Source organism: Micromonospora sp. NPDC049301, assembly GCF_040678715.1.
Lineage (GTDB): Bacteria > Actinomycetota > Actinomycetes > Mycobacteriales > Micromonosporaceae > Micromonospora.
In genome coordinates, this window is the sequence record NZ_JBFAQO010000008.1 from 209,883 (window position 1) to 223,190 (window position 13,308).

Sequence of the window (13,308 nt, forward strand, 5' to 3'; positions counted from 1 at the left end):
AGGCGAGCAGGGCGAGCGGCATCAGCGTGGCGCAGTAGACGAGGCTACGGCCGGCCGGCCGGGCGGTCCGTACGGCCGGGAGCGCGTGGTCGGGGCGGCGGCGAGGTTGGTGAGCACGGTGGGCACGGCATCTCCTCGGGTTCGAGTTGCCGTGACGGTACGAGCGTGGCGCGCCACGCCGGATCACCCCGGAGAGCCACATCCACGCTGGCTCCGCAGGGTGAGCACCTGCCGCCGGTTACGACGCGAAAAGGGGCGGCCCGCCGAAGCGGACCGCCCCTTTTCGGTACGGCGTTACGTCAGATCCGGCTGCCGGTGGCAGCGTGGAAGACGTGGCTGCGGCCGGTGCGCGGCTTGACGAACACGGTGTCACCCATGTTCGGCATGGTGCGTCGGTCGGTGCGGACGACGAAGCGCTCCGAGTTGCCACCCAGCGCGGCGTGGCCGTAGACGTTGGCGTCCGAGCCAAGGTCCTCGACCAGCTCGACCACGACCGGCATGCCGCCCTCGGTCGGGCTGACCAGGTCGCAGTCCTCCGGGCGGAAGCCCACGGTCACCTTGCCGTCGCCACCCTCGGCGCGGGCCGCCTCGACCTGCTCGCGGGTCAGCGGGATCTGCAGCTCGGCGAACTCGGCGCCGTTGTCGTTCAGCGGCACGGTCTTGATGTTCATGGCGGGGGAGCCCATGAAGCCGGCGACGAAGACGTTGGCCGGGGTGTCGTAGAGCGCCCGCGGGGTGTCCACCTGCTGGAGGACACCATCGAGCAGCACCGCGACCCGGTGACCCATGGTCATGGCCTCGACCTGGTCGTGCGTGACGTAGACCGTGGTGACGCCCAGCTTCGCCTGCAGCGAGGCGATCTGGGTACGGGTCTGCACACGCAGCTTGGCGTCGAGGTTCGACAGCGGCTCGTCCATCAGGAAGACCTGCGGCTCGCGGACGATCGCCCGGCCCATCGCGACACGCTGACGCTGACCACCGGAGAGCGCCTTCGGCTTGCGGCTGAGGAACTCCTCCAGCTGGAGCAGCCCGGCCGCCTCCTTGACCCGCCGGTCGATCTCCGACTTGGAGGTCTTGCGCAGCTTGAGCGCGAACGCCATGTTCTCGTACACCGTCATGTGCGGGTAGAGGGCGTAGTTCTGGAAGACCATCGCGATGTCGCGGGCCTTCGGGGGCAGGTGGGTGACGTCACGCTGGTCGATGTAGATCGAGCCGGCGTCGACGTCCTCCAGCCCGGCGAGCATCCGCAGGCTGGTGGACTTGCCACAACCGGAGGGGCCGACCAGGACGAGGAACTCGCCGTCGCCGATCTCGAGGTCCAGCTCGTTGACGGCGGGACGCTCGGTGCCCGGGTAGATCCGGGACGCCTTGGAATAAGTGACCGTAGCCATGGTGAAGCGCTTCCTTTCACCGGCAGGAACGTGCCGGACGATCCGAGTGAAGGAGCGACCGGCACGGTGTCCGTGCCGGTCAACGGACGGCGGGCTGGTCGCGGGCGGCCGGGCCTGTCGTTCGTGTCACTGCACCGTAAACGGGTTTCCTCACGCTGCCAAGGCGGGGGAGTGCCGGAACCGGTGCACGGCCTACGCAATCCGGTCACTCGGGCACGGTCAGACATCAATCGACGCACAGCGCGGACGTGTGAGGGCGTACGGGCGTCGGGTTGTTGACGTTTCCCGTGCTCGGGAGCCCTCGCGAGCGGGATATCCAGACGTCAGTCGCTATGCTGACTTCGACACACGCGCCCCTGTAGCTCAGCTGGCCAGAGCACTCGCCTTGTAAGCGAGATGTCGCCGGTTCGATCCCGGCCGGGGGCTCCAATTTCACCAGGCTTTTCCCGACCGGCACTGCCGTGAATCAACCGGTTGACAGCAACGCTGACAGCAACGGGAGTCACGAGAGCTTCCCGTCGAGCTTGCCGAGCGCCTGACGCATCGCGTCGAGGTTGGCGTGAGCGTAGACCTTGAGCGTGATCTTCACGTCCGCGTGCCGGGCGATGGCCTGGACGACGTGCGGCGGGACGCCCAGCTCCATCAGCAGCGACACGACCGTGTGCCGCAGGTCGTGCAGGCGGACACCGGGCAGACCGGCGGTCTCCCGAAGCCGAGCGAAGGAGCGGCTCAGGTTGGTCGGCTCCAAAGGGGTGCCCCGCTCGGAGGGGAAGAGCAGGCCGTGGTCTTGCCAGAGCTCGGCGAGCACAGCCCGTTCGGCCTGCTGGCGCTCCTGGTGCTCAAGCAGAGCGATGTGCTCGTCCGATCGGATGCCTGCCGGTGAGTGCTACGGCAGCACCGCTAGGGAGCCTGCCGGCGGTTGGACTCTTGCCGTAGCGCCGCGGTGAGGTCCCGCCAGGTGCCGCCCGACGTCTTCATCGTCCGGTCGAGGGCCACTGGTAGCCGATTTGCAGCCAGATCGGTTTTACGCGATCGCCGGCCCACCATTGGCGGAGAATCGGGGCAGGCAGACAACATCAGCGAGGCAAAATAGCGTACCCACCAGCCGGCCGCTGCACTGTTGTTTAGGCCGCGGCCCTGGCTCGCCCTTGTTGAAGCCACTCCAGTGCTGGCCATCCGGTCGATCGCCCGTTTGATGAGGTCGTCGTACTGAAGAAGGCGGACAGGCCGACCATCATCTGCCATCAGCGGCGTCGAGCAGCCAACTGGCGATCGATCCGCTAATTGGAAGACCCGTTAAGGTCTCTATCCAGCCGAACTGACCACACGGGTTAACCTCAACGAATATTGGTTCGCCGCTAAGATCCACGATGAAGTCGAACGCGGCGTACACTAGACCGGTAAGAGCCATGAAGTGAAGGATCTGGTCCGAGAGGTCCACTCCAAGCTCGTATGGCGTGTGGGGAGTGTTCGCTAGGTCGTAACGCCGCCAGTCTGTACATGCCGTCTCCGACTCCTGTGAATCGATGCGGCAAGCAAAGATTTCCCTACCGACTACAGTGACCCGGAGTTCGTACTGCTTTTCGATGTACGGCTGCAGGATTACTGGAGCGAATGAGATTGATTCGCCGAAGTCGAGCGCTTCAGCAACACTTAGACGCGTAGTGTAGATTCCCACCCATGCTTCCGGATCTTCCACCAGAGTTACCGGCCATGCGCGAAGAGGCTTTACGGCAATTGCCCCCGACCCACCCAAGCGCCTAACGTGTCTACGCCAAGATGCTGGCGAATCGGTGATAACCGTGGGAATCGTGCTGATACCAACGCTCTGTGCAACGCTATTCCCATATTGCTTATTCTGATCGAGCTTCCGATCTGCGGATGCGGGATTCATCCAAGCGCACGGAATCACAAATAGGGATTCAAGCATGCCGCGGTACTGCTCGGTACAGTAGGCGGCGACCGCCCGATACTCCTCGTCACGAACCTCGACCGTTGGCACAGCCGGCTGGCGCCGGAAAACCCTTGAGTCAGGACCTATAACGATCCGCTGCCCACTTTCGGCATCTGTGCATACTGCCGAAGGAGGCCCTGACGCGGACGTGATTATCTCCATGGAGACCGACGGCAGCGCCAGGCGTTCCCCCTCAATGATCTGCGGAGCCCAGCCCCGCGACTGGAGCTCCGCAACCACTATTGACGCACTGCCATCGAGGTCGTCCGAAATCACAACCACGTTCGACATACTAGTCGGGGTGGTAATCGGTGTTCACCGAACCATCGGGCGCATGAGTTCGATACGGCCGCACCGTCGGACCACTGGGATCATTCTCATACTGCATATTGCTCTCGAATTCCTGGTCCGTTGCAGAGGAACCCGGAATGTCTCGGCGCACACTTACTTCAGCCAGCCTGAACATTAGAGGCGCATCGGACCTTTGAAGTGCGCCCGAGGCGATGAGGTTAACGACTTTTGCCACAGTCTCTCAGCTCCCTCTGCAAATACGCTTGGAGTCAAGGCGGTGCAATAGGTGACTGCCACTGTAGGCACCTCAATGAAGGGATGCAATGATCCTTTCTCGGTACACCCAGACGGGCTACTCGAATTTAGCTGATCGGATAGCCTCGCGGTACGTAAGAACTGCTAACAAGATCATGGGGTGGTCTTGATCAGCTTGGCGTGGGCGTGGTCGTCCGGTACGGCATGAGTCAGGCTTGGGTCATCGATGATCCGAAAGGCTCTGACCGCCGTCGACATCCCTGGTGGCCTCGGGCTGCACCTGCACGACCGGACCACGGCCCGGCCCGCCGGCGTCCGAACGTATGTCAAGGTCCGCTTGATGGCATGAAGGAGCGGGGCCTCGCTCCTCGTGGGTCCCGGGCGGGATGCTCGGGGTGCTCACGTCTCACGACGAAGGAGGCCCCTCATGCAGGCAGAGTATGACGGTCGGCAGATCGTGGGTATCGATCTGCATCGGCGCAGGTCGGTGATCGTGCGGATGACGGAGGCGGGCGAGAAGCTCGACACGGTGCGCATCGACAATGACCCGGTCGCTCTCGGGTTGGAGATCGCTAAAGCCGGCCCGGACCCCGAAGTGGTCCTGGAGGCGACCTATGGCTGGTACTGGGCGGCGGATGTGTTGACCGCGGCCGGCGCCCGGGTGCATTTGGCGCATCCGTTGGGGGTGAAGGGGTTCGCCTACCGGCGGGTGAAGAACGATGCTCGTGATGCCGCGGACCTGGCGGATCTGCTGCGGATGGGCAGGTTGCCGGAGGCGTATGTGGCCCCGCCTGCGGTGCGCGAGTTGCGGGAGTTGGTGCGGTATCGGGCCAAGCTGGTGGCCTGGCGCAGCGGGTTGAAGGCATCGGTGCATGCGGTGTTGGCCAAGCAGGGCGTGCATATCGCCGTATCGGATCTGTTCGGCGTGGGTGGGCGGGAACTGCTCGCCCGGGCGCCGTTGGATGGCGCGTATCGGGGTCGGGCGGCCTCGCTGTGTCGGCTGATCGACGCGGTCGATTTCGAGATCGACGCGGTCGACGGTCCGATCCGGGCCAGACTCTCCGGGCACTGTGGCTATACCGCGATCCAGGCATCCCTGGTGTCGGCCCGATCCTGGCGGCGGTGTTCGTTGCTGAGGTCGGCGAGGTCGACCGGTTCGCCGGCCCGGCGCAGCTGACCTCGCGGGCCGGGCTGACTCCCCGGCACCGTGAATCTGACCTCGTCGTGCACCGGGGGAGGATCACCAAGCAGGGCTCGACCCTCGTTCGGTGGGCCGCGGTCGAGGCCGCCCACGGTGTCCCGCACACGGCCGGCTGGCTGACCTCCACCCGCGCCCGCGTCGCCGAGCGACGCGGACGCAACATCGCCACCGTCGCGGTGGCCCGTAAGCTGCTCACCCTCGTCTACTACGGCCTGCGCGACGGACACATCCGCGCCCTCGCACCGGCCGGCGGCGGCGTGAGCAGGTTCGGACGTGACCGGACGCGTGGTCGCGCCACGTCTGGCCCCCGTCGGCCGACGGCGAGGCCGCCCGCTTGATCGACCCCGTCCGGTCACGGTCGCACACCACCATGCCCCCGAACCCGCGGGGCGAATGGATGACCGGCAGCCGAACCCCGGCCTGTCCCACCGACAGCAGTCGGAACCTGGCGACGCGACCACACCCACAACACCGACTTCCGGCATCAGCAGCATGGCGTCCACGGCACCGGCGTCAAGGCCAAGCCCCTACCGGGGTGGGCCTGCGGCCCAGCCTTGACCCCGGCGCCGCACACACGCCCGCCCGAAAACCATGCCGCAAGACGGGCAAAACAGCGTCAGCAGGTCAAAAGCCCACCCTTGACCGACCCCGCTCCTTCATGGATGACGTGGCGGGCCGAGCCGCGGCCCGCTCCCCAAAGGGCGGGTCGACGGCAGACAGTGAGGATGGTGGGGTGGGTCGCCGGGCTGGTCTGACTCACCGGCAGACCGACGGTTGCTGTCCTCATCCCGATTCGTCGGCCGGCTCGGTGGCCTCGCGAGCTGCATGTCACCGGTCAGGCGTCGTGACCTGATAGGAGCCTGTGCGAGAGGCGCCCACCACTGTGTTGTCCGATCACCTGACCGGTGACGTGTCCACGGATCTCGACGCAGACGAGAAGGGCGGACCTCACCAGCATGGCAGTCAAGAAGCGATCAGTTATCGGTGGTGTCGACACCCACCGCGACACGCACCACGCCGCCACCATCGACAGCACCGGTGGGCTCCTGGCCGACGCCGAGTTCCCTGCGACCACCGCCGGCTACGCGGATCTGCTGGCCTGGATGCGTTCCTTCGGGCGGGTAACTGCCGTGGGCGTGGAGGGTACCGGCAGTTACGGGGCCGGCCTGGCCCGCTATCTGACCAGCAAAAAGATCGCCGTAAGGGAGGTGGACCGGCCGGACCGCCGCGCTCGCCGCGCACAGGGCAAGTCCGATCCGATCGACGCTATCGCCGCCGCCCGGGCCACCCTCGCTGGCACCTCGATGGGCACGCCGAAGACCCGCACTGGGCCGGTCGAGGCGATCCGCGCCCTGAGGGTCGCCCGCCGAGGAGCGGTCAAGGCCCGCACCGCCGCCTTGAACCAGATCCGCGGCCTGGTCGCCGCCGCCCCCGAGCCCCTGCGAGCCCACCTGACCAGGGTCAGCGCTGCCGTGCTGGTCAGCCGGTGCGCTGCGCTGACCTACGACCCGGCCAGACTTCACGAGCCGGCGCACGCCACCGCCGCCGCCCTGGCCGGGCTCGCCCGCCGGGTCACGGCCCTCACCGAGGAGATCACCGCCCTCGACCGGCAGGTGGCACCCATCGTCCGGAAAGCGGCGCCCCGCACCACGGCCTTGTTCGGTGTCGGCCCCGATGTCGCCGCCCAGTTGCTCACCACCGCCGGCGACAACCCCGACCGGCTGCACTCCGAAGCGGCTCTGGCCCACCTCTGCGGCGCAGCACCCATCCCGGCCAGCTCCGGACGGGTGCGCCGCCACCGCCTCCACCGAGGAGGCGACCGCGGCGCCAACCACGCCCTGCACACCATCGCCCTCTGCCGCATGCGCTACGACCAACGAACCCGCGCCTACGTCCACCGCCGCACCACCGAAGGCCTCAGCAAACAGGAGATCCTCCGCTGCCTGAAGCGCTACATCGTCCGCGACGTCTACACCGCCCTACGCGCCGACTTCACCGCCCTCGCCCCTTGACCTCCATAGGAGCATCGGGATGGCGGCAGCTCTAATTGGCAGGGTTATCAGCCAGGCTTTCTTCCTCGCCGTCCTCAGGGAGCTCACGGGCAGGTGGCGCTTGGATGGCCGGGTCATTGACTGACCACCAAGCGGGTGGCCAGCCTGGTGCCGGCGGAGCCGTTCCTAGATGGCTCGCGACTAGCCAACGATCTCCCTCGGAATGGACAACAAAAGTCATGGCCTCCTGAAGCATGGTGGCCGAGTTCACGAAAAAGCCGCCAGTGTCGCCTACTGGAGTCAGGATTACGAGTGCGTAGTTAACGGCAATCCTGCGCTCTCGGCTAGCCACTCCGAGCTTATCTACATCGATCGGCTCCCAGCTTTTCCTAAATTGACCGCTCTCCGTGGCGGCGAAAGCATTCCACAACTCGGACGGTTCACGCGTGGTGGACAAGGAATGTGCAATGATGCTCAGGGTTTCCGTGTCTGCGCCGAAGGTGTCTCGATTATTCCAGAGCCAGGACTGCACTCTGCAATGAAGCCAATTCGAATCTGCGAGTCCGATAGCATCTTCGAAACGTCCCTCTCTCATCAGACTGACGAAGCGCAGGACGACTCCGGCTTGACCCCACTCCCGGAATCGTTCTCCAGCGCCGGGCTCAGTTGCTAGGGCGATCGAGGCGGCAATTTGTTCACTCGCTGATTCGCTCCGGATTGGCGTTGCTCCTGGAGGTAGATTGTCCTGCTCTGATGGTGGAAGTTCGCGATTGGTGGTCATCCCGAGGATGGAAATCACAAATACGGATGCGGCGAGCGCAGGGAATACTGAATACCAGACGAAACCCTTCCTATCAATGTAATATGTCCAGGCTCCGAATAAAATCGCAAAGGTAGATGCAAGTGCTACTGAGCCCTTGGGGATGGGCTTCTTGGGTGTGCCTAACGATTGCCCAGCCAGCTTGGCCACATCCAGTACAATCCTGCCGTGCATCCAAACTGACACAGGCGTGTGCTCCCGTAGGACGGAACTCTGCTCCAGTTCCCCGGCGAGAGCAAGGTTCTCGCGAATCGCTGCACGGAGGCGACGTTTGCGACTCAGCAGTCCGGCGACAGTCGCTGTCGGCGCAGCGACCGCCGCAATTGCCTGAATTGCTGCCTCGATGTTCAAGTCTCTCCCACAAGTTAATAGGCGGAAGCTTGGCGTTCGATACTAATATTCGCGAAGCGCGAACGAAGCCCTCTCATGGGCGGCTATGTTGGTGGCCCACAGGGAGGCCCCGCAGTCATGGTTTGGCTGATTTCGCTCGCTGCATACGAGGCGTTGGTGACCATTTATGACGCACCGAGGAATGGCGCAAATCGTGTCGTGAGGGACCTCTCGTGCCCGGCCGCAGTAGCGGCATTTACCTTGGGCGTCGCGGTCGGCAGTGACATCGCCATCAACCAAGCCGGCAGCCTCAAGCGCGTGATATAGGCGCAGGAGAAGGTTCTCGCGGTGGTCGTGGCCAGACATCGATGGAGCATCGGCGTATGGGGTCGTCAGCAGCCGATCAATGATGCCGTACCCGCTGGTTTCGCTCATGACTGCGATCATCCTCGATGAGCACAGTTCAGAGGGATCCTCGTGCGCGGCCTGTCGGACTTGCGACAGGCTCGGCTTGGTCCCTGACGAGTTGACCCCTCGCTAGGTTGGCCTGATGGACAGCGCCCCGCTCGACCACCCGGACGTTCGACTACTACTCGATCTGCTTGCAATGGCTCCGCCGGCTCGCCACCCCGGCCGGAGCGAGTTCTGGGCAGACTACGCACGCGCTCACCCGAGAGCCTGGTCAGACGAGTCCTACATCATGGAGAAGCTGGACATCTGGCCGCGCATGCTTCGGGAGCGGAACGGCTGGTCTGACGTGCTACGGCTCGCGGCCTACTGCCTCATGTTCTTTGACATTGAGGAGCACGAGAAGCTCTCCGTGATGATGGACCGGGTCGCCGGGGCCGAGCTGGCACCGTCCGAGCCTGGCGCAGTGGGCCGGCGATGGCTGCGGTCGATCAATGAGGTCGCGTGGCGGCTGTACGTTACGGCGGAGTCCCAGCGGCGGCGCGGTGGTGAGTGACTAACTGAGTGACGATCAGCATGAGCGACAGTGGACGTCCACGGACTAGGGTGGACTAGCTGCGCTGGTAGAGGCACCTAACAACACAGGTCAGCGCACCGTGTTGGTTGCCTGGGGGTCAAGGGGTCGCGGGGTTGACGTCCAGAGGAGCATCGGGATGGCACAGGTTCGACGGCGTTAGGCGGAGAGGATGCCTGCCTGGTGTTGTCAGCGTGGCACGATCAACTCCACGTAAGCCCGGCGAGTTGTTGCTTGAACTGTTTCAGCGTGAAGCCATGACTCTCGGGCGGTATGAGCGACAGTGAGTAGGCGACCCGCCCGACCTCCCACCAGACCGTCCAAGAGCCTGCTGCGCCGTAGCGAGTGATGATGCCTTGCTGTGAGCGGATTGGGAACGTGGCGATAGCGGCCGACCGCTGCGCCCTAGTTGTGGGCTGCGCGTCGAGGAGCAGCATTGTGCCGCCAGGATCGCGGAAGCTCTGAAACCAGCGTTCGTCGGGCCTCACGTGTCCTCCGGAAGGATCCCACCGCTTGTCTGCAAGGAGGTCCGGCACATCTCGCTCGTAGTAGGTCGGATGCGGCAGGGTGGCGGCGGCGTCGCGCAGAACTCTGTCACCGAGGGGTTCTTGCAGCGATACGAAAGCGGGCGCGGCGTCACCGGTGATGGCGCATTCGTCCTCTTCTGCTCGCACGATTCTCGTGGTCACCGAAATAACGACCTGGGTTTCGTCCTGATGGGTGATCGTCGCCTCGGGGGAACGCGTGGGCTCTCCGCAGATTGCACTGTCTATGCCGGTGGCCACGGTGATCGAGGTGTCGTCGCGAGCGACGATCGCTGCGACCCATGGCAGCACGACGGATCCATCCGGTGATGAGGCTCGGTTCTCATGCTGCGGTGCCGCTGACGCGGACGATGTCGCCTCTTGTGGAGGTTCGGCTATGGCGTCTCGGCGACCTGTTCCGCAGGCGCCACATAGCGTCGCGACGAGCACTGCTGCGGTGATGCGCACAACCTTGCCCGAGCTAATGGTCACCAGCGCAGCCTGCCAGAAAGTTGAAGCTCCCCGCTGCCCCTCACTGCACCGAGCCGGTGACCACCGACGAGCCAGCCGCTCGGGCGAGTGCTCCGGGATCTGTTGGCAGCCCTCGGGAAAGCTGGGCACAGATGGGAGCTCAAGATCGCCATCCGGCACCACCCTGGTGCCGTACCTCGCTACCTGGCATGGGCGATGAGGATGACCCACCGAGCGACTAATTGAGTGACGACCGAGGTGACTGCGCCCGGACGCCCACGGACAACGAAGGACGCGCGTCCCAGCGGCGAGCAGGCCAGTGTGGTAGCCGCTGCGGTAGCCGTTGACAGCAACGGCGACAGCAACGAGCCTGGCCCGAGACAGCCGGCGCGACACGCAGACAGACGGCCGCCCGAGGTGGGCGACGCGGACGGACGCCGCCGGACAAGCCACACAGAGCTTGTAAGCGAGATGTCGCCGGTTCGATCCCGGCCGGGGGCTCCACTATTTCATCAGTCCTCCCGGCGAGCGCCGCCGTGAGCGGGCAGTCGGGGTCAGAGGGGTGGGCGCAGCCGGTGCGAGCGGCCGGGCGGGCAGCCCAGACGATCGCGATCAAGCGAACAGAACTATCGAGCAGCCGATGGCGACGAGGGCTCCGTAGAATGGCGCAACCGACCATGAGAGCCAGACAGTGGCGTCGGGAAACCAGCGCCTGAGGCGCGATCGGATTCTTTGTCCGCGGGTAGCCGCAGCAGGAGCGGGATCGTCGGCGTCTGAGGGGTCGAGTGAGAACAGGGGGACGTTTCGCGTCCCGCGCGCTACCGCGTCATAGAGGCGCCGGTACGCCTTCTCCTGTCGCAGGTAATTCGCGTCGAGGAAGCCGAACAGGAGTGCGGCTGCGATCCCCAGCGCCGCAACGAGGTTCGCGTTCCGCGTCAACGCGTACCCGTACGTTGCGGTCACCACTGGCAGCAGCCACCCTTTGGCCGCCGAGGATGCCGAGGACATGCGCGTCACGACCGCCTGGATGTAGTCCAGGTGCTTCCGCCGATCGTCCGGATCAACGGCTATCACGTCAGCCGGCTGCATCACTCCCCACCAACCTTCCGGCACTCGTCCCGGAGTCGCTCCCAGACGTCATCCTTCTGCGTCTCCGAGAAACTGGTTTCTGCGGGCCAGATGCGTCCCATCTCGTCGCCGGACCAGCGGGGGACAACATGGACGTGCACATGGGGCACCGTCTGGGTGGCAACTCTGCCGTTCGACTGGATGACGTTCAATCCTTCCGGCTCGGTCGCGCGCCTCACGGCGTGCGAGAGTCGCAGCGTGATTCGCGCCAGGTGGGCGGCGGCTTCCTCGTCCAGTGACCAGATGTCCGGAATGTGATCACGCGGCACCACGAGCGTGTGGCCCAGAGTGGCCGGCTCCAGCGGAAAGAACGCAACGACGCGCTCGTCGCGGTAGACCTCCCGGGTGTCCGGGGTCTCGCGTCGAACGATTTCGCAGAATGGGCAGCCAGCCTCGACGATCATCGCGAACGGTCCCCGCCTCGCGCTGACCATCGCTCAACGTGGGCTGACCTGGCCAAAATCGCTCCCTCTTGTCAATGCTCGTCCCCGCACCAGGGTAGGGCAGCCGGCGGCGCGTTCATATCACCCAGAACCCACACTCTGCAGGTGTGCCAGGGAGTACGGCGTGACCAGTTCAAATCGTCCATTTAGGCCGTGGTACGTGCTGCTGCGGTTGTCACGTTGACTGACGCCATGGTCGGCCCGCACGGTCTGCAACGGCATGGGGGCGGTGCCGACTCAATCCGTGCCCCCAACGCCAGGCCTACCCTGCCCGCCCGGCGGCAGTGGATGTAACCCCGGGATCGCCGCCTCCAGGTCCGGTACGCCGCAGCGATCATCCGCTCGCAACGCTCCAGCGCGTCGCGGATCCTCCCGATGACGTTTTCGCCCAGCTGCCAGTCCCACAGGCCCAACTCGACGCGGTAGCCGGCATTCTCCAGCTCCCAGCCCACCCACTCCCCCCATATCCGGTCACAACCGGCATGGCTGATGAAGATTGGCGCCTGTCCGCTGGCCCCCGTGACCTCCCGCACGGCCTCACTGTGCCGCGTTGCCCGACTGTGCGCGAGCGGTAGCTGCCGGCACCGGTCGTATGCTGGGCGGCAGCACGAGCGCGGGCGGCCAACCCGCGACGAAAGTCGTCCAACCGATCGGATGTGCACGCGAGCCGATGAGTCGCGCGGTGGAGGAGTCGAACCGGGCGATGCTGCGTGCCCGGGACGCGATGGACCGGTCGTACGCCCAACCGTTGGACATCCCCGCGCTGGCGCGGATCGCGCACGTCTCCGAGGCGCACTTCATCCGGACGTTCCGGGCGACCTTCGGCGAGACCCCGCACCGCTACCTGCAACGGCGGCGGGTCGAGCGGGCGATGTCGCTGCTGGTGGAGACCGACCGGGACGTTACGGACATCTGCTACGCGGTCGGCTTCGGCAGCCTGGGGACGTTCAGCCGGACGTTCCGGCAGATCGTCGGGGAGTCGCCCACGGACTTCCGCCGGCGCGCCGCGCCGACCAACGTGCCGTCCTGCTTCACCAAGGCCTGGACCCGACCCAGCAGTTTTGGATAAGCAGCAGGTCAGGGTGTACGTCTAGCGTGATTCCCATGACGATGAACGCGATCAGCCGCTCCCAGATCTACGTCCTCGACCAGGACGAGGCGCTCGACTTCTACGTGAACAAGCTCGGCATGGAACTCAACACCGACCAGGACCTCGGCTTCATGCGCTGGCTGACGGTCAACCTGCCGGGCGACCCGGAGCGCGAGATCCTGCTGGAGAAGCCGGGCCCGCCGGCGATGGACCCGGCGACCGCCGCGCAGGTCCGGGAGCTGCTCACCAAGGGGGCGCTGGGTGGCGCCCTCTTCATGACCACCGATGACGCCCACAAGACGCACGAGGAGCTGGTGGCCAAGGGGGTCGAGATCACCGACGAGCCGACCGAGCGCCCGTACGGGATCGACTTCGGCATCCGCGACCCGTTCGGCAACAAGATCCGCGTCGGCCAGATGTTCCCCCGGGCCTGAGGG

The 13,308-nt window shown here is 65.4% G+C and carries 14 protein-coding genes and 1 tRNA gene; 7 read left to right on the forward strand and 8 right to left on the reverse strand.

The annotated features are described in order from the left end of the window. Nucleotides 1–299: 299 nt before the first annotated feature. Nucleotides 300–1,391 (reverse strand): sn-glycerol-3-phosphate ABC transporter ATP-binding protein UgpC, encoded by a 1,092-nt coding sequence (ugpC, locus tag AB0K07_RS23990; RefSeq protein WP_363757716.1) that lies wholly within the window; start codon nt 1,389–1,391, stop codon nt 300–302. A gap of 352 nt (nt 1,392–1,743) precedes the next feature. Here ugpC and AB0K07_RS23995 point away from each other — a divergent pair. Further along, nucleotides 1,744–1,820: transfer RNA gene (locus AB0K07_RS23995), tRNA-Thr, on the forward strand. Between the two features lie 73 nt (nt 1,821–1,893). Here AB0K07_RS23995 and AB0K07_RS24000 read toward each other — a convergent pair. Next, nucleotides 1,894–2,199 carry a tyrosine-type recombinase/integrase gene (locus AB0K07_RS24000; RefSeq protein WP_363757718.1) on the reverse strand — a complete coding sequence of 102 codons (306 nt, stop codon included), beginning with the start codon at nt 2,197–2,199 and terminating at the stop codon, nt 1,894–1,896. 426 nt (nt 2,200–2,625) lie between these two features. Further along, entirely contained in the window at nt 2,626–3,627 is a 1,002-nt protein-coding gene (locus AB0K07_RS24005; RefSeq protein WP_363757720.1) for a hypothetical protein, read from the reverse strand. 691 nt (nt 3,628–4,318) lie between these two features. Here AB0K07_RS24005 and AB0K07_RS24010 point away from each other — a divergent pair. The 3 genes from AB0K07_RS24010 to AB0K07_RS24020 all read left to right on the forward strand — a co-directional run bounded on the left by AB0K07_RS24010 (nt 4,319) and on the right by AB0K07_RS24020 (nt 7,104). After that, entirely contained in the window at nt 4,319–5,068 is a 750-nt protein-coding gene (locus AB0K07_RS24010) for a transposase (RefSeq protein WP_363757722.1), read from the forward strand. Further along, nucleotides 5,014–5,430: a transposase gene (locus AB0K07_RS24015; RefSeq protein ID WP_363757724.1), complete on the forward strand. Its 417-nt coding sequence runs from the start codon at nt 5,014–5,016 to the stop codon at nt 5,428–5,430. Before AB0K07_RS24010 ends, AB0K07_RS24015 begins: the two co-directional genes overlap by 55 nt. Before the next feature lie 618 nt (nt 5,431–6,048). Beyond that, complete coding sequence (locus AB0K07_RS24020) at nt 6,049–7,104, forward strand: IS110 family transposase (RefSeq protein ID WP_363757726.1); 1,056 nt, start codon at nt 6,049–6,051, stop codon at nt 7,102–7,104. A 31-nt stretch (nt 7,105–7,135) separates the two neighbouring features. Here the strand turns inward: AB0K07_RS24020 and AB0K07_RS24025 are convergent, their stop codons facing one another. Then, nucleotides 7,136–8,254 carry a hypothetical protein gene (locus AB0K07_RS24025; RefSeq protein WP_363757728.1) on the reverse strand — a complete coding sequence of 373 codons (1,119 nt, stop codon included), beginning with the start codon at nt 8,252–8,254 and terminating at the stop codon, nt 7,136–7,138. 679 nt (nt 8,255–8,933) lie between these two features. Between AB0K07_RS24025 and AB0K07_RS24030 the strand changes: the two genes are divergently transcribed. Further along, nucleotides 8,934–9,197 carry a hypothetical protein gene (locus tag AB0K07_RS24030; protein ID WP_363757730.1) on the forward strand — a complete coding sequence of 88 codons (264 nt, stop codon included), beginning with the start codon at nt 8,934–8,936 and terminating at the stop codon, nt 9,195–9,197. A 221-nt stretch (nt 9,198–9,418) separates the two neighbouring features. Here AB0K07_RS24030 and AB0K07_RS24035 read toward each other — a convergent pair whose 3' ends face one another. From AB0K07_RS24035 to AB0K07_RS24050, 4 genes are all read right to left on the reverse strand, one after another. After that, nucleotides 9,419–10,051 (reverse strand): hypothetical protein, encoded by a 633-nt coding sequence (locus tag AB0K07_RS24035; RefSeq protein WP_363757732.1) that lies wholly within the window; start codon nt 10,049–10,051, stop codon nt 9,419–9,421. A 771-nt stretch (nt 10,052–10,822) separates the two neighbouring features. Beyond that, nucleotides 10,823–11,302, reverse strand: coding sequence for a hypothetical protein (locus AB0K07_RS24040; RefSeq protein ID WP_363757734.1), 480 nt, complete (start codon nt 11,300–11,302; stop codon nt 10,823–10,825). After that, nucleotides 11,299–11,742 carry an HIT domain-containing protein gene (locus tag AB0K07_RS24045; RefSeq protein ID WP_363757736.1) on the reverse strand — a complete coding sequence of 148 codons (444 nt, stop codon included), beginning with the start codon at nt 11,740–11,742 and terminating at the stop codon, nt 11,299–11,301. The genes AB0K07_RS24040 and AB0K07_RS24045 overlap by 4 nt, the downstream gene beginning before the upstream one ends. A 185-nt stretch (nt 11,743–11,927) precedes the next feature. After that, the gene (locus AB0K07_RS24050; RefSeq protein WP_363757737.1) at nt 11,928–12,443 is read right to left on the reverse strand and encodes a toll/interleukin-1 receptor domain-containing protein; all 516 of its coding nucleotides are present in this window, start codon (nt 12,441–12,443) and stop codon (nt 11,928–11,930) included. Nucleotides 12,444–12,451: 8 nt separating this feature from the next. Between AB0K07_RS24050 and AB0K07_RS24055 the strand changes: the two genes are divergently transcribed. Together AB0K07_RS24055 and AB0K07_RS24060 are read left to right on the forward strand one after the other, a co-directional pair. Further along, entirely contained in the window at nt 12,452–12,850 is a 399-nt protein-coding gene (locus AB0K07_RS24055; protein WP_363757739.1) for an AraC family transcriptional regulator, read from the forward strand. A gap of 35 nt (nt 12,851–12,885) precedes the next feature. Then, nucleotides 12,886–13,305: a VOC family protein gene (locus AB0K07_RS24060; RefSeq protein WP_089018702.1), complete on the forward strand. Its 420-nt coding sequence runs from the start codon at nt 12,886–12,888 to the stop codon at nt 13,303–13,305. Nucleotides 13,306–13,308 lie beyond the last annotated feature (3 nt).

Excerpts from the sequence above, each read along its gene's own strand:
- AB0K07_RS24060 (WP_089018702.1), top strand. The coding sequence starts at position 12,886 with ATGACGATGAACGCGATCAGCCGCTCCCAGATCTACGTCCTCGACCAG.
- AB0K07_RS24045 (WP_363757736.1), bottom strand. The coding sequence starts at position 11,742 with ATGATCGTCGAGGCTGGCTGCCCATTCTGCGAAATCGTTCGACGCGAG.
- AB0K07_RS24020 (WP_363757726.1), top strand. The coding sequence starts at position 6,049 with ATGGCAGTCAAGAAGCGATCAGTTATCGGTGGTGTCGACACCCACCGC.
- AB0K07_RS24010 (WP_363757722.1), top strand. The coding sequence starts at position 4,319 with ATGCAGGCAGAGTATGACGGTCGGCAGATCGTGGGTATCGATCTGCAT.
- AB0K07_RS24030 (WP_363757730.1), top strand. The coding sequence starts at position 8,934 with ATGGAGAAGCTGGACATCTGGCCGCGCATGCTTCGGGAGCGGAACGGC.
- AB0K07_RS24055 (WP_363757739.1), top strand. The coding sequence starts at position 12,452 with ATGAGTCGCGCGGTGGAGGAGTCGAACCGGGCGATGCTGCGTGCCCGG.
- ugpC (WP_363757716.1), bottom strand. The coding sequence starts at position 1,391 with ATGGCTACGGTCACTTATTCCAAGGCGTCCCGGATCTACCCGGGCACC.